General features: G+C 68.8%; 21 protein-coding genes. 9 read left to right on the top strand and 12 right to left on the bottom strand.

The window, feature by feature from the left end:
* The first annotated feature begins 94 nt into the window (after window positions 1-94).
* The 3 genes from C492_RS14865 (at window position 95) to C492_RS14875 (ending at window position 2,068) form a co-directional block, all read left to right on the top strand.
* Complete coding sequence (locus C492_RS14865; RefSeq protein ID WP_049893117.1) at window positions 95-1,030, top strand: NAD-dependent epimerase/dehydratase family protein; 936 nt, start codon at window positions 95-97, stop codon at window positions 1,028-1,030.
* A gap of 51 nt (window positions 1,031-1,081) precedes the next feature.
* Complete coding sequence (locus C492_RS23845) at window positions 1,082-1,612, top strand: N-acetylneuraminate synthase family protein (RefSeq protein ID WP_008425025.1); 531 nt, start codon at window positions 1,082-1,084, stop codon at window positions 1,610-1,612.
* 108 nt (window positions 1,613-1,720) lie between these two features.
* On the top strand, window positions 1,721-2,068 hold the full coding sequence (locus C492_RS14875) for a DUF7853 family protein (protein ID WP_008425027.1): 348 nt from the start codon (window positions 1,721-1,723) through the stop codon (window positions 2,066-2,068).
* 60 nt (window positions 2,069-2,128) lie between these two features.
* Here C492_RS14875 and C492_RS14880 read toward each other — a convergent pair whose 3' ends face one another.
* The gene (locus C492_RS14880) at window positions 2,129-3,022 is read right to left on the bottom strand and encodes a carboxypeptidase-like regulatory domain-containing protein (RefSeq protein WP_008425029.1); all 894 of its coding nucleotides are present in this window, start codon (window positions 3,020-3,022) and stop codon (window positions 2,129-2,131) included.
* Window positions 3,023-3,118: 96 nt separating this feature from the next.
* Window positions 3,119-3,301 carry an HVO_0649 family zinc finger protein gene (locus C492_RS14885; RefSeq protein WP_008425031.1) on the bottom strand — a complete coding sequence of 61 codons (183 nt, stop codon included), beginning with the start codon at window positions 3,299-3,301 and terminating at the stop codon, window positions 3,119-3,121.
* Window positions 3,302-3,494: 193 nt separating this feature from the next.
* On the opposite strand from C492_RS14885, the gene C492_RS14890 reads away from it, so the two are divergent.
* Window positions 3,495-4,391: a hypothetical protein gene (locus C492_RS14890; RefSeq protein ID WP_008425033.1), complete on the top strand. Its 897-nt coding sequence runs from the start codon at window positions 3,495-3,497 to the stop codon at window positions 4,389-4,391.
* 67 nt (window positions 4,392-4,458) lie between these two features.
* Here C492_RS14890 and C492_RS14895 read toward each other — a convergent pair whose 3' ends face one another.
* A complete protein-coding gene (locus C492_RS14895; protein ID WP_049893106.1) occupies window positions 4,459-4,977 on the bottom strand; it encodes a DUF7342 family protein in 519 nt (172 codons plus the stop codon).
* 298 nt (window positions 4,978-5,275) lie between these two features.
* Between C492_RS14895 and C492_RS24705 the strand changes: the two genes are divergently transcribed.
* The 5 genes from C492_RS24705 (at window position 5,276) to C492_RS14915 (ending at window position 8,277) form a co-directional block, all read left to right on the top strand.
* Entirely contained in the window at window positions 5,276-5,428 is a 153-nt protein-coding gene (locus tag C492_RS24705; protein ID WP_008425037.1) for a hypothetical protein, read from the top strand.
* A complete protein-coding gene (locus C492_RS14900) occupies window positions 5,416-6,723 on the top strand; it encodes an MFS transporter (RefSeq protein WP_008425039.1) in 1,308 nt (435 codons plus the stop codon). Before C492_RS24705 ends, C492_RS14900 begins: the two co-directional genes overlap by 13 nt.
* A gap of 87 nt (window positions 6,724-6,810) precedes the next feature.
* The gene (locus C492_RS14905) at window positions 6,811-7,002 is read left to right on the top strand and encodes a hypothetical protein (RefSeq protein ID WP_008425041.1); all 192 of its coding nucleotides are present in this window, start codon (window positions 6,811-6,813) and stop codon (window positions 7,000-7,002) included.
* Between the two features lie 252 nt (window positions 7,003-7,254).
* Entirely contained in the window at window positions 7,255-7,611 is a 357-nt protein-coding gene (locus tag C492_RS14910; RefSeq protein WP_008425043.1) for a DUF7344 domain-containing protein, read from the top strand.
* A 222-nt stretch (window positions 7,612-7,833) separates the two neighbouring features.
* Window positions 7,834-8,277 carry a hypothetical protein gene (locus C492_RS14915; RefSeq protein ID WP_008425045.1) on the top strand — a complete coding sequence of 148 codons (444 nt, stop codon included), beginning with the start codon at window positions 7,834-7,836 and terminating at the stop codon, window positions 8,275-8,277.
* Window positions 8,278-8,861: 584 nt separating this feature from the next.
* On the opposite strand, the gene C492_RS14920 is transcribed toward C492_RS14915, so the two are convergent.
* The 9 genes from C492_RS14920 to C492_RS14960 form a co-directional block, all read right to left on the bottom strand.
* Window positions 8,862-10,451, bottom strand: coding sequence for a BCCT family transporter (locus C492_RS14920; protein WP_008425047.1), 1,590 nt, complete (start codon window positions 10,449-10,451; stop codon window positions 8,862-8,864).
* A gap of 177 nt (window positions 10,452-10,628) precedes the next feature.
* Window positions 10,629-12,140 carry an aldehyde dehydrogenase family protein gene (locus tag C492_RS14925; RefSeq protein ID WP_008425049.1) on the bottom strand — a complete coding sequence of 504 codons (1,512 nt, stop codon included), beginning with the start codon at window positions 12,138-12,140 and terminating at the stop codon, window positions 10,629-10,631.
* A gap of 98 nt (window positions 12,141-12,238) precedes the next feature.
* Entirely contained in the window at window positions 12,239-13,522 is a 1,284-nt protein-coding gene (locus C492_RS14930; protein WP_008425051.1) for an iron-containing alcohol dehydrogenase, read from the bottom strand.
* Window positions 13,523-13,634: 112 nt separating this feature from the next.
* The gene (locus C492_RS14935; protein ID WP_008425053.1) at window positions 13,635-14,435 is read right to left on the bottom strand and encodes an IclR family transcriptional regulator; all 801 of its coding nucleotides are present in this window, start codon (window positions 14,433-14,435) and stop codon (window positions 13,635-13,637) included.
* A gap of 344 nt (window positions 14,436-14,779) precedes the next feature.
* The gene (locus tag C492_RS14940) at window positions 14,780-16,771 is read right to left on the bottom strand and encodes a serine hydrolase domain-containing protein (protein WP_008425055.1); all 1,992 of its coding nucleotides are present in this window, start codon (window positions 16,769-16,771) and stop codon (window positions 14,780-14,782) included.
* A 347-nt stretch (window positions 16,772-17,118) separates the two neighbouring features.
* Window positions 17,119-18,129, bottom strand: coding sequence for an aromatic ring-hydroxylating oxygenase subunit alpha (locus C492_RS14945; protein WP_008425057.1), 1,011 nt, complete (start codon window positions 18,127-18,129; stop codon window positions 17,119-17,121).
* 222 nt (window positions 18,130-18,351) lie between these two features.
* Entirely contained in the window at window positions 18,352-18,729 is a 378-nt protein-coding gene (locus C492_RS14950) for a hypothetical protein (RefSeq protein ID WP_008425060.1), read from the bottom strand.
* Between the two features lie 2 nt (window positions 18,730-18,731).
* Window positions 18,732-19,823 (bottom strand): aromatic ring-hydroxylating oxygenase subunit alpha, encoded by a 1,092-nt coding sequence (locus tag C492_RS14955; RefSeq protein ID WP_008425062.1) that lies wholly within the window; start codon window positions 19,821-19,823, stop codon window positions 18,732-18,734.
* A gap of 176 nt (window positions 19,824-19,999) precedes the next feature.
* Window positions 20,000-21,085 carry a hypothetical protein gene (locus C492_RS14960; protein ID WP_049893108.1) on the bottom strand — a complete coding sequence of 362 codons (1,086 nt, stop codon included), beginning with the start codon at window positions 21,083-21,085 and terminating at the stop codon, window positions 20,000-20,002.
* Between the last annotated feature and the right edge of the window lie 203 nt (window positions 21,086-21,288).

The raw sequence follows: 21,288 nt of genomic DNA on the forward strand, positions 1-21,288 counted from the left end.
GGCGGCGAACGACCGCGGGATCGCGACCGACGAGACGGCTCGCGCGTCGGGCGAGAGCGAGAAGCTTATGCGACGACGCCCGACAAGAACGATCGTGAACGATCAACGCGTCCTCATAACCGGCGGCGCCGGGTTCATCGGGTCGAACCTCGCGAACCGTCTCGCCAGCGACAACGAGGTCGTCGTCGTCGACGACCGCTCGCTCGGGACCTCCGAGAACCTCGACGCGAGCGTCGACTTCCGCGACCGCAGCGTGCTCGAGGACGACCTCCCGACCGACGTCGACGTCGTGTTTCACCTCGCGGCGCTGTCTTCGTATGCGATGCACGAGGACGAACCCGCGCGAGGCGCCCGCGTCAACGTCGAGGGCTTCGTCAACACGGTCGAGCAGGCCCGCGAGGACGGCTGCGACACCGTCGTCTACGCGTCGACTTCCTCGATCTACGGCAGCCGGACCGAGCCCTCGCCGGAGGATATGTCGATCGCGGCCAACACCGGCTACGAGGCCTCGAAACTCGCCCGCGAGCGCTACGCCGAGTACTTCGCCAACCACTACGACATGAACACGGCCGGGATGCGACTGTTCTCGGTCTACCAGGGGTACGGCGGCGGCGAGGCCCACAAGGAGGAGTACGCCAACGTGATCGCCCAGTTCGCCGACGACCTCGCCCACGACCGCCGACCGAAACTCTACGGCGACGGCTCCCAGACGCGGGATTTCACCCACGTCGACGATATCGTTCGCGGCCTCGAGCTGGCGGCCGACCACGAGCTCACGGGCGTCTACAACCTCGGCACCGGGACCGCCCACGACTTCGAGACGGTCGTCGAGCTGCTCAACGACGAGCTCGGCACCGAGATCGACCCCGAGTACGTCGAGAACCCGATTCCCGAGAGCGTCTACGTCCACGACACCTGCGCGGACGCCTCGAAGATGACCGCCGAAACCGGGTGGGAACCCGAGATCGATCTCCGGGAGGGGATCCGGCGGGTCTGCGCGCCCTACCGCGACACCGCGGCGGAGCCGTGACCGGCGGCGGATCCAAGAGCTGTTTTGTAGGCTGAATAACTGGGTGAACACATGTCTGTCCAGGTGTCGATCGACGGCCGGGCGATCGGCGAGGGCGAGCCCGCGTACGTGATCGCCGAGGCCGGGGTCAACCACAACGGAAGTCTCGAGCGGGCCAAGCGCCTCGTCGACGCGAGCGCCGCGGCCGGTGTCGACGCCGTCAAGTTCCAGAAGCGACGGCTCGAGGACACCTACCGGGAGGCCGTCGTCGACCGCCCCTCGACGGCCGAGATGGGCGTCGAGTACACCGTCTCGAACCTCAAGCGCGTCTCGCTGTCGGACGCGGCGTTCCGAGAGCTTCGGAGCGAGCCCGTCCGAACGCGGTCGTCTTCCGGACGACCACCTTGTGGATCTCGAAGCGGGCCCGCTCCCAGAACGGGACGCCGTCGATCCGACGATCGAACAGGTCGAGGTCGGCCGCCAGCTCGAGGAACCGCTCGTGAGCCGTGTCGTACTCCATTCGTCTCGACGGGGGCGCGCCGGCGACAAAATAGCTTGGCCTCGGGATCGGAGCCGGGCGGACCCGTCGCTCGCGGTCGTTGAGTCCGTCCGCGAGACCGTCACGAACGCGAGACTTGCACGCACAACCACCGCCAAATCCATTTGGAAACACCGTTTCGAGGATCCGCGTCGACGGTCCGAGCACGCCACATGACCGCCGCAACCGAACGCGAGGAGGCCACCCTCGAGCTGTCGAGAGCGCAGCGGTGGGTGCTCCACCACGTCCTGCTCGATCGGATCGAACTGGAAGCCGCCGCGCCCGCGGCGACCGAGCCGCTTTCGCCCGCGGCGCGCCGCGCGTTCGAGAAGCTCGACGACGGCTGCACCCGCTTCACGCGGCGCGAGCGCCGCCGGCTGCGCGACGAGGTGTGCCGGTACGCGGCGGCGACGGCCACCCCCGAGCGCGACCGTCCGGTCGCGCAACGGGTCGGCGAGAAACTCCGACGGTCCCTGCCCGCGTCGGTCGCCGACCGAACGCGGGTCGCCGGACGCGATTGACGCGCTCCCTCGAGACGGGGCCGGCTCGCGTACTCGCGATGCTCGCGACGGCGCCCGCTCTCAGTCGTCTGCCCGGAGCGTCACCGTGTACTGCATGTTTCCGGTGAGTTCGACGACCTCCTCCAGCGTGGGGTACCCCTCGGCGGTCGCGGTGAGCGTGTACGCCCCCGACTGGAACTCGAACTCGGCCTGGCCGTGCTCGTCGACCGTCCGGGTCTCCCCCCAGCCGCCGAGCCCGCGCTCCTCGACGCTGACGGTTGCGTTATCGATCGGGTCGCCGAGTCCGTCCTGGACGATCACGCGCAACAGGTGTCGCTCCACGGGCTCGACTCCGTCGCCGTCGGCCTCGACGTCGCCGATCTCGAGTTCGTAGGCGGCGGCGTCCGCGCAGTTGTTCAGCTCGAAGGAGTGGACCGCGTCGTCGACGCCCGGCTCCGGCCCCTCTATCCCGGGGTCGGTCGTCGAGGAGAGCTCGTTGCCGTCGGCGTCGAAGACGCGGGCGGTCGCGGTGGCCGTGAACTCCGCGCCGCCGACGTTCGCGAGCATCGCGTGGACCTGGCAGAACTCGCTGGGCGACTCGTCGGCCCAGGTGAAGGTGTGGCGCTCGACCTCGAGGTGGCGCGCCGCGGCCTCCGAGAGCGAGACCTCGCCGGAGATCGACTCGTCCTCGTAGATTTCGGCCTCGCTCTCGTCGGCGGTTCCGTCGGACTCGTTGGCTTCCCCCGACGCCGCGCTCTCGTCGTCGTCGAGTTCGGGCTCCGACTCGTTTCCGTCGCCCCCGCTTCCGCCGCCTTCCGACTCGTTTCCGTCGTCCTCGCTTCCGGCGCCTCCCGATCCGTTCCCGTCGCTACCGCTCGAGTTTCCGTCGTCAGCGCTCGAGTCGTCGGCACAGCCCGCCAGCAGCGTCGACAGCGAGACGCCCGCGGCGGCGAACTCGCGACGATTCAGCTCCATCGGTCCCCCCGTCGGTCGTCGGCCTCGACCCGGTACATTCACGCTCTAGAGAGCGTCCTCGAGCGCATAACGCTTTATATCGCCGCGGGCGTTCGCTCACCCCAGTCGAAACGTGTGCTCGCGGCTCGCGTCGCAGCTGGGACAGACGTGGCGGTAGATCACCCGTTTCCCGTCCGTTCGGCTCTCCCAGTTGCGACCCTCGTCGACGTACCCGCAATCCGGGCACTTCTTCTCGGTCGTCTCGTACCGCCGCCGGATATTCTCGAGCGGTGTTGGCATGTGACATAGTACGTCGTCGCCGTAGAAAAGCGCTGCTCGACCGTTCCGAGCGCGTTACTATCCGACGCGACGACCGATCTCCCCGCCGCGTCGTGACCGGACCGGTCGTCGGGGGACAGCCGAACGGCAGTCGACGCCCGCCCCGACCGGTAGAATAGAAGATATTTATCTCCTGATTTTCACTACCTCGAGTATGAGACGGCGACGATACGTTGCGAGGGCGGCTGCGACGGCCGCGGCCGCGCTCGCGGGTTGTCTCGGTGACGGGAACGATCGGGACGGAGCGCGCGCCGATCCGTCCGTCGAGAACGCGACCGAGGAGGACGAGACGGACGAGGAGACGGACGGGAAACGCGACGCGAGCGACGACGCGGGCGAGAAACACCCCGCCCTCGAGGTCCTCGACGCCTACGTCGCGGCGGCGATCGAGGGCGACCTCGAGGCGGTGGCGACCCGCACCCACAGCGCCAGTCCGTTCGGTCCCGAGGCGATCGACGAGATCGGCGAGCGGGGGCTGCCGTACGAGTCGGTCGAGTTCGAGAACTACGACCGCGAGCTCGTCGACGGGGAGTTCGACGCCGACGACGTTCGCGACGTTCCCGGGATCGAGTCCTGGTTCGACGCCGCGTCGCTCGAGGCGCTCCTCGAGGGCGAGGCGGCCGCGCTCGTCGAGGCGAGCTACGAGCCGACCGCGGGCGGCGGGGGCCGGATCGTAGAGCGGTTCGTCGTCCTCACCGAGGGCGGCGACTGGAAGGTCTTTCTTCCCTACGAGGAGCCGACGGCGGCGGTGCCCGACGGCGATCCGATCGACGACGAGCGCTACCGGATCGTCGACGGCGTCGAGTACGACCCGGAGACGGAGATGGCGACGGTCCGCGTTTCGGGCGCGTCGGCCGTCGACGCCGCGGAGCTGGTCGCCTACTCGGAGCGCCTCGGCGAGGGCAGCCGGATCTGGTCGGCCGACGCCGAGACGCTGCCGCCGACGCGGTTTCTCGCCGTCCCGTTCGACGCCGACGGCGACGAGGTAGTCGTCGCCGTGGCGGTCGACGGCGAGGAGCTCGTCATCCACCGCGACGCCTACGAACCGTGACGCCGCCCGCCGCCTCGAGTCCCCTCCCCTTCCGGTGGCGGCCCGTTCGTACCGTCGTCAGGCGGTATCAGGACCGCTCCGCGGGCTCGGGCGGATTCGACACCGCGTCGTGCAGCCGGAGCCGACGCGCGCGCTCGTGGCAGCGAAGCTCCGCGCGGGCGGCCTCCCAGTCGGAGAGGTCGGCCTCGGTTACGTTCGCGCTCGAGACGTCGACGCCCAGCGGAGTCTCGGCGTCGTATCGCTGCTGGTAGCGCCACACGCGGTCGACGAGCTCGTCCATGCGGGCCTCGAGATCCGCGAGCGAGCGCTCCCGGGCGAGCACCGCCGCGGCGTCTCGGGGAAAGTGGGCGTCGTTGCGCGCGTAGGTCGGCGGCGACCCGGCCCGCTCGGTCACGATGCCGAGTGCGGCGAAGGTCTCGAGCGTCTCGGCGACCGCGTCGCGGTCGCGATCGACGCGCGCGGCGAACTCCGCGGCGGTCAGCGGCGCCCCGGTTCGGCCGAGGAGGTCGTACAGCGCTTCGGCGACGGAGCCGGCGACGAACGGGTTCTCGACCACCCGTACCTCGTCCTTCGAACGGCGTGTCATCGTGCTACCGTCACCCGCACGGAATATGGGTAATTACCGGATGCGATCGTTTTCCCCGGGCTACGTCGCGCCGTAGCGATCGGCTACCGGATCCGTCCGCGACCGTCGACGGCGTAGGGTGGGGAAACCCGGGCGTCGGGGATCGCCTACTCGGGACGCTTTCGACGCGGTCCCGACCGACCGGGCTCGACCGATCTCGAGGAGAGCGGGGCCGTCGGAGCGGGGCCCGTTCGCGACCGAACGGTTCCGTCCGGGTAATGACAATTTTTATTATTGTTTGCGTTGGACATGTTTTCGAATGAGCGAGTCGATCCCGCCGCAGTGTCCCGAGTGCGATTCCACGAACCTAAAGCTCTCCCGCGTCGCGCCGGCCGAACACGAGCGGGGCGAGGAGTGGGTCACCCACGTCTCGTGCGAGTCCTGCTCCGAGTACGCGGAGTGGTACGAATAAACTACCCCGTCCTGCTCGCGCCCTCTCCGCTCGAGGCGGCCCCGACGACCCGGCCGCGGATCAGAATCCTTTCGACCGAGCGCGGTCGACTGGACGTCGTGAACACCGAACGCGTCGAACGCCCCGACGGGCGCCGCAGCTGGCTGGTCGCGATCGCCGGCGCCGTCGCGATGGTCTTTACCTTCGGCACGCCGCTGTCGTACGGCATCTTCCGCGAACCGTTCAGCGACGCGTTCGGCGTCGCCCCGCTCGCGCTGTCGGGCGTGTTCGCCGTCATGTTGTTCACCTTTTTCATCGGCTCCGGACTCGTCGGCGTCTTCGGCACCCGACTCGGTACCCGCTCGCTGTTGCTGGCCTGCTCGCTCGCGACGGGGCTGCTGGCGCCAGCGCTGTACGTCGCCGAGTCGGTCGTCGGACTGGTCGCCGTCTTCGCCACCCTCGGACTCGCGCTCGGGACGGCGTTCGTGGTTCTCGCGTCGGTCGTCCCGCGGTGGTTCGAGGCTCGCCGGGGCGCCGCGACGGGGCTGATCTTCGTCGGAAACGGGCTCGGGCTGGCCGTCCTCCCGCCGGTCTGGCAGTTCGTCCTCGCGGAGCTCGGGGTTCGCTCCGGCTTCCTGCTCGTCATGTCCCTGACGACGGTCGCGTTCCTGCTCGCGGGGCTGGTCTGCCGGCGTCCCCGGTGGGCCGAGCGATCGACCGCGAGCGCCGACGAACTCCTGGCGTGGCTCGCCCGACTTGGCGGCACTCGCACCTTTCGGCTGCTGTTCGTCGGGATCGCGCTGTCGTTCGCGTGGTACCAGCTGCTGGCGGCGTACGCCGTCGACCTGTTCGCCGACCGCGGGCTGACCCAGGCGGGCGCGTCGGCCGCGTTCGGCCTGATCGGCGGCGTTAGCATCATCTCGCGGATCGGCGGGGGCTACCTCGCCGACGTCGTGGGCTCCCGGCGGGCCTTCCTCGCGTCGCTGGTTTCGGCCGCCGCGGGCATCGCCGTGCTGTTCGTCTCCGCGGCACCGACGCTGCCGGTCGCGATCTTCCTGATCGGGCTCGGACTCGGCGGCTCCGCGACGCTGTACATCCCGCTGGTGATGACCGTCTACTCCCCCGAGAAGGACACCGCCGTCGTCGGCGTCTTCAACGTCGCGATCGGCGTCGTCGCGCTGGTGATGCCGCCGCTCGGAACCGCGACCGTCGCCTACACCGGGAGCTTCACGATCGCGATCGTCCTCACGTTCGGAGCCGCCCTCGCCGGACTCTGGTCGACCGCCGTCGGTACGGCGAGCCCGGCGGGAGGGTGACTCGAGCCCCGAAGCGGTCGGGACGACCGAGAACGAGTCGTGAAGCTGACAGTACAATCATTACGCCGCGGATCGTACGAGCGGCCCATGGTGGACGACGAGGAGGGGAACCGGCGACGGATGGCCGTCTGCACGTCCTGCGAGTCCGCCTACGCCGCCAGGATCGCATCCGACGGGACCGTCCAGCCGATCGGCGCCAGGGACGGCTGCCGGTGCGGATCGACGTCGTTCGATATCGTCGGAGACGAGGACGACGGTCGCTCGGTGGACGGAGCCTGATCGCCGTCGCGGCGCCGGACTCGAGAGACGGAGAGCCGCCGCTCGCTCGGATTCGCTCGACTCGAGCGGATGCCGCGAACGGTCGCTCGAGGGATCGACACTCGGCGCGGTCGGGACGGTCCCCGGACGGCTCCTCGAGAACCGCGGCGTCCGGTCCCGTCGCATCGGCGGTCCGCGGGTTGCGACTGCAGCCCGACCCAACGTGATTTGACCGAGGCGTTTTGCGGGTACCGGCGCTGGGTTCGCGTAGCAATGGACCGAACAGAGGCGCTCGAGGTACTCGCCAGCGCCGACCGCCAGCTCGTCCTTCACGAACTGCTGCGGCTGGACGGGGCGATCGGAGTCGAAGAGCTCTCGCGGAGCGTCGCCGCCCGTCGCCACCAGCTCGCGCCCGCCGAGCTCGACGAGCGAGCGGTCGAGCGCGCCCGGTTCCGGCTGACCCGGATCCACCTGCCGAAGCTCGCGGAGCGACAGGTGATCGGCTCCGACTGGAGCGAGACCGTCTCCCTGGCCGACGGGACGAACGCCGACCGGGTGTTCGGCGTTGCGGAGGGGCTGGACTGCTTCCCGCCCGACGACTCCCTGGACCGTCCGTCTCGACGCCGATAGCTCGTCGGTCCCGTCCTCGAGCAAGGTCCGCTTACCGGCGGTCGAAACCGGGCGGCGGCTCCCCTGGTGAAAGGATCGATCGCGAGGGCCCCGCGTCGGTCGCCTCGAGCGCCGATCGGAAATCGATCGGTACGCGGTCTGACCGGTCGCTGTACCCGCCGATTACTGAAGCCTCGGAGCGTGGAACCTCGCTTCGACCGGCCCCCCGGTCGGTCGATTCCGATGGCTCCCGCAATCGCACACTTCCTGCTCGGCGCGTCGCTCGCGCTCCTGGTCGCGACGCCGATCGCACTCCGGTTCCGGCTCCCCGCGTGGGTGCCGCTGTGGCTCGTCGCGGTCGGCGGGATCTGGGGGTTGGTTCCCGACGTCCACCACGTCGCGCCGCTATCGGAATCGCAGCTGTACGCGTTTCACAACACCCAGTGGGCCGACCTGTTCGCCTTCCACTACACGCTCGATGCCCCGGCGGTTCGCGCCCGTCACGACGCGAGCGTCTTCTGGTCGATCGCGCTGTTTCTCGTCGCCAGCGCGCTGTTTACGATCGCCGGCGTCGCGAACGCCAGGACCGCCGTCGGCGAGACGCCCGCACCCCACCTGCTGGCGCTCGCGACCGCGTCGATTCCCGGGCTGTTGTTCGTCGCCGCAACGGTCGGGATTCCCTTCTGATACGGATTGCTGTACCGATTTCCCGGCGTAACCGCGAACCGTCTGGCGGTTGCGCCGGAACTGGCTTCCAGCAAACCGTATGACCGCTCGAGTTCGGTACCCGCCGCTCGAGAGCGCAGTTCTGACGCTCCGAACGCGAGCCCGATACGGGGGACGACCGAATCCCGCGTTCTCTTCGGCAAATATTTTTGATGTTTTCTTTGCGGTATCGGTTTTGCTCCTAATTAGAACTACTCACGGCCCCAAATCTTCCGACCTGTGACGTTTTCGCCGTGCTCGGAGACGACAGGAAGCGGCCAATAGTCTGGAATACGGGCTATTTCGGCCCGTGAACGAGAGGAGAGCAAGTGGAGGCCACGGACATTCGCTCCGGTGTTGTTCGGACTAGTATTTCGTTTGTAGAACAATATTAGCGCGGAACAACTCGAGTACACTCACACGAATTACGATTCGCCAGTTGGAATAGGTAGCTATCTCTATAGAGGCATAATAGGTGAGCGAGGTAGACATTCCGACTGGGATTCGCCCGTCGGGCCGCGGCGGACGTGGGACGAGTTCGGAGACGGACGGGGTTCGAACTCCCTTCAGTCGTCGTCCCCGTCCGACGGCCCCGGATCGTAGTTCGTGATGAACGCCTCCCCCCGTTCGCGGTCCAGTTCGCCGTGGTAGTACTCGCGCGCGGCGACGTAACTCGCGTACGCGATCGCCAGCAGGAACAGCGTAAACGGGAGCGCGAGCACCGTCGGGAACGCCTGCATCGCGTCGAAGACGGGGAGCTCGAGCGTCATCACGCCGAGAAGCGAAAGCAGTACGCCCCACCACGCCCGGTTGCGAGCGTTGGGGTTCTCGTCGCCGAGCGTGATCGACGAGAGGATGTACACCGCCGAGTCCAGCGAGGTGAGCACGTATCCCGCAATGACGAGAATAAAGAGGACGCCGAGCACCGAGCCGTACGGCGTGATCGTCACGGCGGTCGCGATCGCGGCGGGAATCCCGCCGCTGTTCAGCGCCTCCGTCGCGGGCTCGACGTAGCCGGGCGCGAGCACCCAGCCGCCGATGATCGAGTGTTGCACCCAGAGGAGCCCGGCCGGGATGAACACTAGACTGACGAACGTCTCCCGGATCGTTCGTCCCTTCGAGACGCGGGCGACGAAGCTCCCGACGAACAGCCCCCAGGCGGCCCACCACGCCCACCAGAAGCTCGTCCACCCGTGGGCCCAGTTGCCGTCGGCGGTCGGGGCGGTGTACAGCGACAGTCGGAACAGGTTGTCCAGCCAGACCCCGGCCGCGTCGAGTCCGAGATCGACGGTAAACAGCGTCGGTCCGACGACGAAGAGGAAGGCGAACGAGACGAGCATCAGGACGACCGTCGTTCGCGCCGCGTTCTGTATCCCCTTGTGGAGCCCGAGCCAGACGTCGGCGAGAAAGACGAGTCCGAGGAGCGCGAACAGGGCGTAGGTAACGGCCGTCGCCGGTAGCCCGAAGACGGAACCGAGAAGCGCGGAGAACACCTGCGCGGAGAACCCGATGGCCGCGGCGACGCCGCCGACGATCGCGATCAGCGCGGCCAGGTCGACGATCCAGTAGAGCGTGCGGTGACTGTCTTCGTCGAGCACCACCCCGAGCATCGCGCTGAACTTGTACTCCTCGACGCCCCGCGTGTAGAGGATCAGTCCGAACGCCAGCGCGAACGGCGGGTACCACATGGCGAGTCCGGGGAAGACCTCGTGGACGTACATGAACGCGAGCGCGAGCGACTCGATCGGCGCCCCCGCGACCGGCGACGGGTCCGGCGGGGGGTTCGCGACGATCGATATCGGTTCGCCGACGCCCCAGATGATGATCGAGCCGCTGTACCCGACGGTGAAGACCATCGCGAGCCAGGAGAGCAAACCGAACTCCGGCTCGGCATCCCGTCCGCCGATTCGGATCTGTCCGTACCTCGAGAAGACGACGAACGCCGAGAAGACCAGCAACACGACTCCCAGGAGCATGAACCACCAGCCGAAGTAGGTCAGCACCCACTCGAAGGCCGCGTTCATCGTCTCGTTGAGGCCGCGGGGGTTCCGAAGGCCGACGACCGCAAGCGCCGCGAGCGACGCCGCGGTGACGGCGAAGAGCCCGCGCTCTCCGCGACGGGCATCCTCCAGCCCGAAGAGGTACCACGGGTTCATGGTCGCGTCCGGGCGAGCGCCGGTGCTACCGTCGATGGATCGACCCCGATGCGTATCATGGTATCAACCACCGTGATTGTCTCAACCACACACCGGGGGTTATAGCTTTCGACGGCGTCGCGCGAAGCGACGCCCGTTCGCACACGGTCGGTTCGCGAATCGCGTTCTCCGACGGCGTCAGCAGTCGGGTTCGTCGAGGTTGACGTACACCGACTTCGTGCGCTGGTAGTGCTCGAGCACCTCCGTCCCGAGATCCGTGCCGATTCCCGACGCCTTGAACCCGCCGTAGGGCGCTTCGGGCAGGATCGGACCGTACTCGTTGACGTAGACGACCCCGGCCTCGAGGTCCGCCGCGGCGCCGTGGGCGATGTCGGTTCGCTCGGTGCCGATCCCGGCCGCCAGCCCGAACCGAGTGTCGTTCGCGAGTTCGATCGCCTCCTCGTAGCTCGAGAACGTATCGATCGTCTGAACCGGGCCGAAGATCTCCTCCCGGGCGATCGTCATCCCGTTATCGACGTCGCCGAAGACGGTCGGCTCGAAGAACCAGCCGTCCCGAAGCGCGTCCTCGTCGGGCGGGCCGCCGCCGGTCAGCAGCGTCGCCCCTTCGTCGGTCCCGCACTCGACGTAGCCGGAGACCGTCTCGTACTGTGCCCGCGAGGTCAGCGGCCCCATCGTCGTCTCCTCGGCGAGCGGGTCGCCGAGGACGTACGACTCGGCGGCCTCGACGAACCGGTCGACGAACTCCGCGTGGACGTCCTCGTGAACCAGCGCGCGGGAGAACGCGTCGCAGATCTCCCCCGTGCTGTAGAAGATCCCGTTCGCAACCGCTTCGACCGCCGACTCGAGATCGGCGTCGGGAAAGACCAGAAACGGTGACTTGCCGCCTAACTCCAGCGTTACCGGCGTCAGGGTGTCGGCGGCGGTCTTCATCACCTCGGTGCCGACGCCGACGCTCCCGGTGAACGACAGCTTCCGGACGTCCTCGTGTGCGGTGATCGCGGCGCCGACCTCCGACCCGGTGCCGGGGACGACGTTGAGCGCGCCGTCGGGAAGGATCCCCTCGGAGAGTTCGGCGATTCGGATCGTCGTGAGCGGACAGTCCGCCGCGGGTTTGATCACCGTCGCGTTCCCGGTCGCGAGCGCGGGGCCGAGCTTCCAGGCGGCGGCCCAGATCGGGAAATTCCAGGGCACGATCTGTCCGACGACGCCGTACGGTTCCGTGCGCGTGTACAGGTGGAGGTCGTCGCCGGTCGCGATCTGACGGCCGTCCTGGACTCGACACAGCGACGCGTAGTACTCGAGCGTGTCGATCGCCCCCTCGACTTCGCCGCGGGCCTGGGAGCGGGGCTTGCCGGTGTCGAGACACTCGAGGAAGGCGAGTTCCTCGACGCGATCGCGGAGCCGATCTGTCCACTCCGACAGCGCCCGAGATCGCTCCCGTGGCGTCGACCCGGACCACTCGGCGTCGAACGCGTTTTCCGCGGCCTCGACCGCAGTCTCGACGTCGGCGGCGTCACAGCGCGCCACCGTCGCGATCGGCTCGTTCACCGCGGGATCGATCGTCTCGAGGGTCGCGTCGCTCTCGACGGACCGACCGTCGATCCAGGCGTCCCAGTCGCTCAGTTCGTTCGCCCGCTCTCGTGCGGTCGCGTGCGCCTCCCGTAGCTGTCCGCTGAACGCGCTTCCCATCGCTCGTGACATTCGAGACCGTAGGTCTTAGACTTTTGGGAACACGTGTCGCTCCGTGGGCGGCGCTATCGGCCCGAGGCGGGCCTCGGGGCGATCGATCAGTAGGCGGCGGTCGCGATCTCGAGGAGGTCGTCCGCGTCCGCGGGGCGGGGGTTGTCGTGGATCTCGATCGTGTCGAGGGACTTCGTCGCGATCTCCGGCAGGTCCGACTCCGCGACGCCGAGCTCCCCGAGCCCGGACGGCAGGTCGAGTCGGTCGACGAGCCGTTCGACCGCGGCGACCGACTCGAGCGCGGCGTCCCTGGTCGAGAGGCCCGCGGTGTCGACGCCCATCGCCGCGGCGACCTCGGCGTACCGCTCGGGAACCGCCTCGAGGTTGTACCGCATCACGGCGGGGGTGCAGGCGGCGATCGCCTCCCCGTGGGGGATCGAGGGATACATCCCGCCGGTCGTCTCCGCCAGCGAGTGGATCGCGCCGAATCCGGCGAAGTTCTCGCAAAAGCCCGCGACGTGGGAACCGAACAGCATCCGTTCTCTGGCCTCGGAGTCGCCGTCGTCGTAGGCCCGCGGAAGGTGCTCCGGGACGAGTCCCAGCACGCGCTCGGCCATCGGCTCGACGATCGGGGGGCACGTCGCCGAAACGCGGTTCTCGAGGGCGTGGGAGAACGCGTCGAACCCGGTTGCGGCCGTCTGTCGCGGCGGTAGGGACTCGGTCAGGACCGGGTCGACGACCGAGAGTTCGGCGCCGAGGTACGGCCCGCCGGGGTACTGCGGCGACTGGCCGAGCGCCATCTTGAACTCCCGGTCCTCGTCCGTGATGACCGCCCAGTAGTCGACTTCGCTCCCGGTCCCGGCGGTCGTCGGAACCGTCGCGAGCGGAAGCGGCCGGTTCTCGATCGGCGCGTCGGCCACCTCCGACGGGGAGCTGACCTCGTAGTCGGCGACCTCCCCGGGGTTCGTCGCCATCAGGGATGCCCCCTTCCCGACGTCGATCGAGCTCCCGCCGCCGACGGCGACGATCGCGTCGCAGCCTTCGGCCTCGAGCGCCGCCGTCGCCTCGTCGACCATCGCCGTCGTCGGGTTCGGTTCGACGCCGTCGTAGACCGCGCGGTCGATTCCCGCGGCCGCGAGCGACGACGTGACGCCCTCGAGCAGCCCGGCGTCGACGATCCCTCGGTCGGTGACGACCAGCGGTTTCTCCCAGCCCTGCGACGCCACGAGGTCGCCGAGGGCCTCGCTCGAACCGGCGCCGAACTCGACCCAGATCGGGAACGCGAGCGCGTACTCCCGACCGCTCATCGGACCCCTCCGCTCGAGCGCGTCCTCGGAATCGATGCCGTCGCTCCCGCACGAACCGAAGTCGTGCCTGCTAATACCATACATATCGGTCTACCTCGAGTGATCACATAAAACTAGGTTCCGAAACCGGATCGGTGCCCGCGGATCCGATCGAGCGCCGCTTTCGCTCTCCGAAAACGACCGGTTCGGAGAGGGGTTATTCGGAGCGCGCGTCGACCAGTCCGCGCTGGAGGTCGGCCACCGCGTCGCGGACCGCGTCGGGGATCGTCGTCCGGAGGACCTCGCCGTGGAGACGGTAGCTCGGGCCGGAAACGCTGATCGCGCCGACGACGCCGCCGTCGGGACCGTTGACGGCGACGCCGACGCTTCGAAGCCCGTCGGCGTACTCCCGGTCGTCGACCGCGTACCCGCGCTCGGCGATTCGGCCGAGCTCCTCGAGCAGCTCGCCCCGATCGGTGATGGTCCGTTCCGTTCGCGCGGGCAGGCCCCACGCGTCGACGATCGCCTCGACGCGTTCGCGGGGGTACGACGCCAGAATCGCCTTCCCGGTCGCCGTCGAGTGCATGCGGTAGTACGATCCGATCCGCGCGCGGTACCGTTCGGCGCCGCCGTCGTCGCCGTACTTGACCCACTTGTGGTACGACTCCATGATCGTCATCACTCGCCCGTGGTCCTCGACGGTGAAATCGACCTCCTCGTCGGTTTCGGCGGTCAGCTCCCGGACCGTCTCCTCGATGAGCTGTCGCCCCTCGATCCGTCGTCGGGCGTGCTCCCCGAGGTTGAGAAACCGGAACCCGACGTGGTAGGTGCCGTCCCGCTCGTTGAGGTACCCCCTCGACCGCAGCGTCACGAGGTGTTTGTACACCGTGCTCGGGGCGAGCGAGCACTCCGTTGCCAGCTCCGTGACCGTCGCGCCCTCGAGCCGTTCGATCGTCTCCAGGATCTCGAGCGAACGCTCGGTGGTCTCGAGCGCGTGTTTCGGGGTATCACGTATCATACTCCGAACGAGAACGTCGATTCACTTAACTATTTCACGGGTGCGAAAACGGCTCGCGTCGCTTCGCGCTCGGCAGGGCCCGAACCGACCGACGGACCGGGAACGGGACGGGTGTCCGCCCCGCTGTTTTCGAGGGGCGAACGGGAACTGCGGCGGTCGTCCGATCCGGACGTGGTCGGTCGGAATTACAGACATACGAATGTTATATCGGCGGAGGCTCCGCGACGCCTCGCAACGTCGGGCGAGTGCCGCGTCGGCGGAAGTTCGAGGGGACGGCGATCTCCGATCACTCGATCGTTCCGCGCCCCGAGGCGATGGAACCGCGGGCGACCGAGACGCCCGCGTCAGAATCCGACCGCCGTCAGCAGGTTCCAGTACCACAGCTGCCAGGCGAGGACCGCCAACGCGAGCGCGAGCGCGGTCAGGTACGCCAACCCCAGCGGCGCGGTCGACCCCGCCTCGAGATCGCGGGCCGCGAGGACCCGGCGCCACTCGAGGCCGACGAGTGCGAGCGCGGCGAGTGCGGCGAACGGAACGACGAGGAAGAACCCGAGCGCGAGCCGCAGCCACGGCGAGTAGCCGTAGACGAACTGCGTCGGATCCGCGAGAGCGTTCGCGAGCAGGCCGACGACGGCCGCGAGCACCGCCGCGGCGCCGCCGAGCACTGCCAGCCGCGGGCGGGTGAGGTGGGTCCGCATTCGACCCCAGCCGCGGCTCCGGTAGGCGCCGATCGGCCAGACGACCAGCGCCGACAGCACCGCCGCGGTCGCGACGACGCCGATTCCGAGCTGGACCGCCGCGGTCTCGTACCACGAGACGCGCTCGTAGGGTGCCGTCGGGGCGTCCACGTAGAGGGCGTCGCCCTCGATGGCCAGCGTCGAGATGAGCATCCCCGCGTCCTCCTCGGGGGCTGGCTCGAAGACGCCCGGTTCGACCTCGACCCAGCGCGTCTCCCCGCCGCCGAGGGGCGAGCCGACCTCGAGGTAGCCCTCGTCGGTCACGGCAACGGTCATCGACTCCGCCAGTCCGACGAGCTTCTCGGGGGTCGTCCGGAACGCGGTGGTGCGGTACTCGCCCTCGTACGCGTCGGCGCGGTCGACGGTGGCGGGATCGGGCTCGAGGGACGGCTCCTCGCCGCCGAAACGTTGCTCGACGAAGCCGTCGAGGACATCGGCCAGCGCGGGCGTGGTCCCGGCCGTGTTGAAGCTGACGTACAGCGCGACGTCGCGCTCGGGAAACAGCGCGAACAGCGTGTTGAAGTACTCGGTGCCGCCGGTGTGCCAGGCCAGCCGCTCGCCGCCGCGCTCGCCGATCATGTAGCCGTAGCCGACGCCGGCGACGGCGGGGTGGTTCGTAGCCCGCTGCTCGAGCATCGCGTCGACCGACTCGGCCTCGAGGACGAACGGGTCCTCGAGGGCGCCGTCCTCGAGCATCGCGGCCGCGAAGTTCCCCATGTCGGCCGCGGTCGCGCTCATCGAACCCGCGGGCGGAACGCCGACGATCGTCGGGTCGTCGGTCTGGAAGCCGTCGTCGGTCGCGGCGTGACCCTGCGAAACCGGCCTCCGATCGTCGGGGACGGGCTGTTCGAACGTCGCCCCGTCCATCGCCAGCGGATCGAAGACCTCGCGCTCGACGTACTCCTCGAAGGGCTCGCCGACGGCCTCCTGGACGACCAGCGCCGCGAGCCCGGCGCCGTGGTTCGAGTACGCGACCGTCTCCCCCGGAGGCCGCACCTGCGCCGGCAGCTCGCGCTCGAGTTTCGCCTCCCAGTCGTCGGCCGCGTCGGCGTCGTCGACGAACAGCCCCTGGAGCCGATCCTCGTATCCCGGCGTGTGGGTGCCGAGGTGCGCGAGCGTGATCTCGTCTTCGCCCTCGACGGAGTAGTTCTCGAGGTAGGTCCCGATCGGCTCGTCGAGCTCGAGCTCGCCGTCCTCGACGCCTCGCATCACCGCGGTCCAGACCGTCAGCTTCGCGACGGAGCCGACCATGAACGAGGTTTCGTTCGGTTCGACGGGCGTCCCGGCCGCGGCGTCGGCGGTGCCGTACCCCTCGGCGTGGACGCCCTCGCCGCCCTCGACGACCGCGACGGAAGCGCCGGCGACGTCGCGATCGGCCATCGCGTCCTCGATCAGTCGGTCGATCTCGTCGCCCTCGAGCTGCGGGCTCGCGGGCGATCCGACGGCGTCGTGTATCGGCGCCGCGCGCTCGGCGTCGTCGAGTCGCTCGATCGTCGCGGGGTCGCCGGGTTGGGCCGCGGCCGCCGCGACGCCCGGGGCGACGGCGCCGTTTACCAGTACCAGGCAGACGATTCCGATCAGCACCACCCTCCGAACCATACCCGACGAACACCGACCCGGAAAATAAGGCTAGGGGAACCCGGATTACGCCTCGAACGCACCGATCCACCGGTCCTCGCCGTGGACCGGGCAGAACGACTCGTGGTTCTCGCTGCAGTTCGGATCCAGACGCCAGCCGCACTCGCAGACGCGACCGCAGCGTTTCCGTCCGTCGGCATTCCCGGTGCGCGCGGTCGCTCCGTCCGACCGGTCGGACGAGATCGACGGCTGCGGCTGCTATTTACACCCATACGTTCGTAATCCCGTTCGCTGAAACACGGGATGTCACACGTCCGACACGGGGGAGAACACCGGGGCGGTGCGTTAGTCCCCGACGGCGTGTCACCCTACGCGTCGTAGGCCTCCTGTGCGAGCTGGTGGAGCCTGTGGACGGTGTGTTCGTTCGGGCCGAGCTGGGCCTGCGCGAGCGCGCCGGTTTTCAGTCCCGCCCACTGGCGCTCGACGAGCTCGAAGTCCTCCTCCTGGAGCTGGCGGCTCGTGCGGACGAACTCGCGTTCCTCCTCGGAGAGGTCGCCGTCCCGGAAGTAGTAGTCCGCGATCAGCCGGAAGCGACCGGTGTCGATCGGGTCGATGATGTAGGTGCCGTAGCCGTCGGCGGTGCCGTACATGTTGATCGTGAAGTTCGGCCAGAGGTAGTGAAACTGCGCCTCGCGGGCGTCGTGGATCCGGAGCTCGTCCTCGACCTCCGCGTCGTGGGTGTAGTGGAGCACCCAGTGGTAGTCGTTGACCTCGAGCTCGGAGTCGTTGAGCTCGATCCCTTTGATCCAGTCCTGGTGGTTGGCCTGGCAGTGATCGCACTCGGAGTAGTTGCCCGCGAACACCTTCCAGTTGCACTCGACCTCCGAGGCGATCCGGCAGCCGTGCTCGTACTCCCCGAGGGGCAACGCCTCGAGTCGCTCCTTCATCACACCGGCCTGCTCGGCCAGCGCCATCGGGTCGTCGCTCAGGTTCACGAAGAGCAGGGGGCCGATGCTGTCGACGCGGACCTCCTCGGCGTCCTCGAGTTCGGTCGCGTCGACGCGTCCGGCGTCGGTCATCGGGGTTTCGTCGACGACGGGTTCGCCCGTCCGCGCCGAGAAGTTCTCGAACGCGCGGACGTCGCCGTCCTCGCCGCGTCGGACGACGAGCTCGCGGTCGCCGACGGTCCGGGTGAAGTATCGTCCCTGGTCGGCGATGGTGTTCGCGTGGCCGGCGTACACCCAGTACTGCCCGAAGATCTTCTCTTTCTCCAGCTCGAAGATCTCGGGATCGGTGAAGTACCGCGCCGGCAGGGCGTTCGTCGGTTCGGTGATGTCCGGGCTTACCGTCTCCGTTCTGGCCTGCTCCCACTGCGTCATATACTCACACGATCGGGAGAGTCCACCAAAGAAGTTCACCTGATATATATCGTACCCTTATATGGCGGGCGCCGCGAGACCGGCGGTCGGCCCCACGTCGGAACCGCTCGCCACACTGCCTCCGCGCCGTCGGAACGTCGTTCCCGCGGCTCGCGGGGCGATCGACGGTCGTCGAGAGAACGGTCCGCGAGGTGGGACGGCGGAGCCGACGCGGGGCGACGATCAGAACGCGCGCAGGTGGTCGTCTCGCGGTTCGTACAGCGCGCCGTTCATGCGGATCTCGTGGACCTCCTCGAGCGTCTCCCCGAGGGACGTCCCCCGCTCGCTCATCGCCGCCGCGACGGCGCCGATCGGCGCGCCGTCGTCGTACTCGCCCTCGAGCTGGGCGACGACGTCCGCGAGGGTGTAGACCTCGTCGAGGTCGTCCTCGTCGACCGCCTCGCCGAGCGCGGGGTCGATCCGCGTGAACGCCACGTCGTGGCCCGTCACCCGGTGGTGGCGCCGGTAGAAGTCGACGATCTCGTTGGGCGCGTCGCTCTCGAGGTCGACGTCGCAGTCCGGACAGCTCGCGGCGTAGGGTGGGTGTCGTTGCTCGCTCATGGTTACGCGTCGTCGGCCTCCTGGGCGAGCCGTCGGAGCTCGGCGCCGGTGCGATCGTTCGATCCGAGTCGGTCCGACGCGCCGCCCTCGAGACCCGTCCGCCGGCGCTCGGCGCGCTCGGCGTCCTCGGCCCGGCGCTGGCGGGTCGTCCGAACCAGTTCGCGCTCGGCTTCCGAGAGGTCGCCGTCCCGGAAGTAGTAGTCCGCGATCAGCTGAACCCGGTCGGGGCCGACCGGGTCGAGGGCGACGGTGGCGTAGCCGTCGACGTCCTCGTAGACGTCGATCGCGACGTTCGGCCAGCAGTAGTGAAACTGCGCCTCCAGCCCGTCCGGGCGCCGGTCCTCGCTCCCGTCCCCGTCGGCGGCGCGCTCGACCGTCCAGCCGTGATCGTCGACCGCGAGCGTGCCGTCAGCGTCGCGCTCCTCGCTCCCGTCGAAGTGGACGGCGGCGAACAGCTTCCAGTTGCATTCGACCTCGGAGACGATCCGCCGGCCGTGCTCGTACTCCTCGAGGGGCAGCGACTCGAGGCGATCCGCGGCGGCGCCGACCTGCTCGGCCAGCGACGGCGGATCGTCGCCGAGGTTCGCGAACACGAGCGGGCCGACCGTGTCGACGCGAACGTCGTTCAGCCCGTTGGCCTCGCAGTCGAACTCCTGAACCTCGCCGCTGTCGAGGTCGGGATTCAGGCTCGCGTCCTCGAAGCTCTTGGGCGTGCTCCGGAGGTCGCCGTCCAGGTCGTAGGTCCAGAGGTGGTACGGACACTGGATCCGTCCCCCGCCGCCGGGGTCGGTCATCGGCGTGTCCTCGACCATCTTGGACCCGCGGTGAGCGCAGACGTTGTCGAACGCCTTCACCTCGTCGTCGTGGCCGCGGACGACGATCAGCTGTCGGTCGCCGACGTTCCGGGTGAAGAACTGGCCCGGCTCCGGGATGCTGTCGGCGTGGCCGACGTACACCCAGTACCGCCCGAAGACCGCCTCCTTCTCGCGCTCGAGGGATCCGGGACCGGTGAGTCGTCGTGCCGATACCGCGTTCGACCGCTCCGTGCCGTCCTCACTCGCCGCTGGGGGTTGCGAGTCGTCCCGCTGTGACATACGGTATCACCAACACAACGACTACTAAAAGTCGTTCACCCGTGCTACTGAACATCAATAAGTATCCCCCCTCCGAAGCCGAAAGACACTGAGACCGGCGAAAAAGTTCGGAGAGTGGTCTAGACGGTTGATTTCGGGATGCGAACCATCCGGGCCGAATCCGCCCGCGGACGGCGCTACGAGAGCGCGGGCCGGGGGTCGCCGCGTCGCTCCGATCGCGTCTGTGGTCGGTCGGCGCTGCCGCGGATGCGCTCGGCGATCGTCTCCCGGGACGGCCCTGCCTCGGGTTCGCTGGACGCGTAGACCCGCCTGACGACCAGATCGAGCAGGTCGAGCTGCGCCAGCAGCTCGCGGGCGGGCTCGCGCTCGAGCTCGAGCCGACGACAGACGTCGCGCAGCGTCATCGCGGACTCGACGGCCTCGATCAGGTCCTCGAGGTCGACCCCCTCCGGGAGCCCGAGGCCGTCCGCGGCAAGTCGCTCCGTCGAAAGGCGCTCGATCGGATCGGCGGCCTCGTCGGGTTCGCGGCTCGGGTCGGACTCCGGGTCGCCCGCGGACGCCGACGGTCGGTCGGTCCCGGTCGCGGTCGCGTCCGTCCTCTCGTCCGCGGCGTCGACGTCGTAGGAAACCGGATCGTGGACCCCGGCGTCGATCATGTACCGGCGGACGGTCTCGACGGCGACGTCCATCTCGAGGACGGCGGCCATCTCGGCGAACGTGTCGAAGGACTCGTACAGCTCCTCGAGGTACGCGACGTCCTCGTAGGGCGGCAGGTCCTCGTCGCGGGCGCTCTCGAGCGCACGCGCGACCTCGGGATCGAGGTCCGTCTCGGAATCGGCCTCGGACCCGACTTCGCTCCCGGCGTCGGCCGTCGCGAGCCCCGACGACGGCACGGTCTCGCTCGCCGTCGGCGCTCCGTCCTCGAACCCGACGGCGAACGTCGCGACGACGTCGCCGTCGTCGGTTACGCGGACGCCGTCTGCGGCGACGGCGACGCCGTCGGGGGCGTACTCCTCCATCGCGGGCAGGGCCGACGCGGGAAACTCGAGTCGCAACGTTCCGTCGTCCTCGAGGCGCGCGGCTTCGGGAGCCGCGTCGGTTCGCGGTCCGGATCCGCGGGGAGGAACGACGACGTCGATCGTGGCGCTCGGCCCGTCGTGGCGCCCGGAGACCGTCGCGTCGACCTCCCGAACCGACCCGCCGTCCGACTCGTACCGGTCGGTTATTTGGGAGAGGATATCAATCAAGTCACTTACCCTCATAGCTTGGCTACGCTTGGACGCGGTTGGGGGTAAGATTGAGTGGGGAATACTCCCTCCCTTCATATAGACCGTCAGGAAGCGCCCGACTCGGTCGCCGACGAACGGACGTCTCCACCGTCGGAACGGGCGACGCCGCGGCGCGTCGGGAGACCGCACGGCGAACCTCCACGTATCAACTGACGTATCAGTCGGTGGAATACTGC

This window comes from Natronococcus jeotgali DSM 18795 (assembly GCF_000337695.1).
GTDB classification, from domain to species: domain Archaea; phylum Halobacteriota; class Halobacteria; order Halobacteriales; family Natrialbaceae; genus Natronococcus; species Natronococcus jeotgali.

What these genes read in the sequence shown, in the direction of transcription:
- C492_RS14940 (WP_008425055.1), bottom strand. Translation starts at nt 16,771, where the DNA reads ATGGTTCGGAGGGTGGTGCTGATCGGAATCGTCTGCCTGGTACTGGTA.
- C492_RS24705 (WP_008425037.1), top strand. Translation starts at nt 5,276, where the DNA reads ATGAGCGAGTCGATCCCGCCGCAGTGTCCCGAGTGCGATTCCACGAAC.
- C492_RS14915 (WP_008425045.1), top strand. Translation starts at nt 7,834, where the DNA reads ATGGCTCCCGCAATCGCACACTTCCTGCTCGGCGCGTCGCTCGCGCTC.
- C492_RS14905 (WP_008425041.1), top strand. Translation starts at nt 6,811, where the DNA reads ATGGTGGACGACGAGGAGGGGAACCGGCGACGGATGGCCGTCTGCACG.
- C492_RS14925 (WP_008425049.1), bottom strand. Translation starts at nt 12,140, where the DNA reads ATGGGAAGCGCGTTCAGCGGACAGCTACGGGAGGCGCACGCGACCGCA.
- C492_RS14935 (WP_008425053.1), bottom strand. Translation starts at nt 14,435, where the DNA reads ATGATACGTGATACCCCGAAACACGCGCTCGAGACCACCGAGCGTTCG.
- C492_RS14930 (WP_008425051.1), bottom strand. Translation starts at nt 13,522, where the DNA reads ATGTATGGTATTAGCAGGCACGACTTCGGTTCGTGCGGGAGCGACGGC.
- C492_RS14885 (WP_008425031.1), bottom strand. Translation starts at nt 3,301, where the DNA reads ATGCCAACACCGCTCGAGAATATCCGGCGGCGGTACGAGACGACCGAG.
- C492_RS14895 (WP_049893106.1), bottom strand. Translation starts at nt 4,977, where the DNA reads ATGACACGCCGTTCGAAGGACGAGGTACGGGTGGTCGAGAACCCGTTC.
- C492_RS14890 (WP_008425033.1), top strand. Translation starts at nt 3,495, where the DNA reads ATGAGACGGCGACGATACGTTGCGAGGGCGGCTGCGACGGCCGCGGCC.
- C492_RS14910 (WP_008425043.1), top strand. Translation starts at nt 7,255, where the DNA reads ATGGACCGAACAGAGGCGCTCGAGGTACTCGCCAGCGCCGACCGCCAG.
- C492_RS14875 (WP_008425027.1), top strand. Translation starts at nt 1,721, where the DNA reads ATGACCGCCGCAACCGAACGCGAGGAGGCCACCCTCGAGCTGTCGAGA.
- C492_RS14880 (WP_008425029.1), bottom strand. Translation starts at nt 3,022, where the DNA reads ATGGAGCTGAATCGTCGCGAGTTCGCCGCCGCGGGCGTCTCGCTGTCG.
- C492_RS14945 (WP_008425057.1), bottom strand. Translation starts at nt 18,129, where the DNA reads ATGACGCAGTGGGAGCAGGCCAGAACGGAGACGGTAAGCCCGGACATC.
- C492_RS14920 (WP_008425047.1), bottom strand. Translation starts at nt 10,451, where the DNA reads ATGAACCCGTGGTACCTCTTCGGGCTGGAGGATGCCCGTCGCGGAGAG.
- C492_RS14955 (WP_008425062.1), bottom strand. Translation starts at nt 19,823, where the DNA reads ATGTCACAGCGGGACGACTCGCAACCCCCAGCGGCGAGTGAGGACGGC.
- C492_RS23845 (WP_008425025.1), top strand. Translation starts at nt 1,082, where the DNA reads ATGTCTGTCCAGGTGTCGATCGACGGCCGGGCGATCGGCGAGGGCGAG.
- C492_RS14960 (WP_049893108.1), bottom strand. Translation starts at nt 21,085, where the DNA reads ATGAGGGTAAGTGACTTGATTGATATCCTCTCCCAAATAACCGACCGG.
- C492_RS14950 (WP_008425060.1), bottom strand. Translation starts at nt 18,729, where the DNA reads ATGAGCGAGCAACGACACCCACCCTACGCCGCGAGCTGTCCGGACTGC.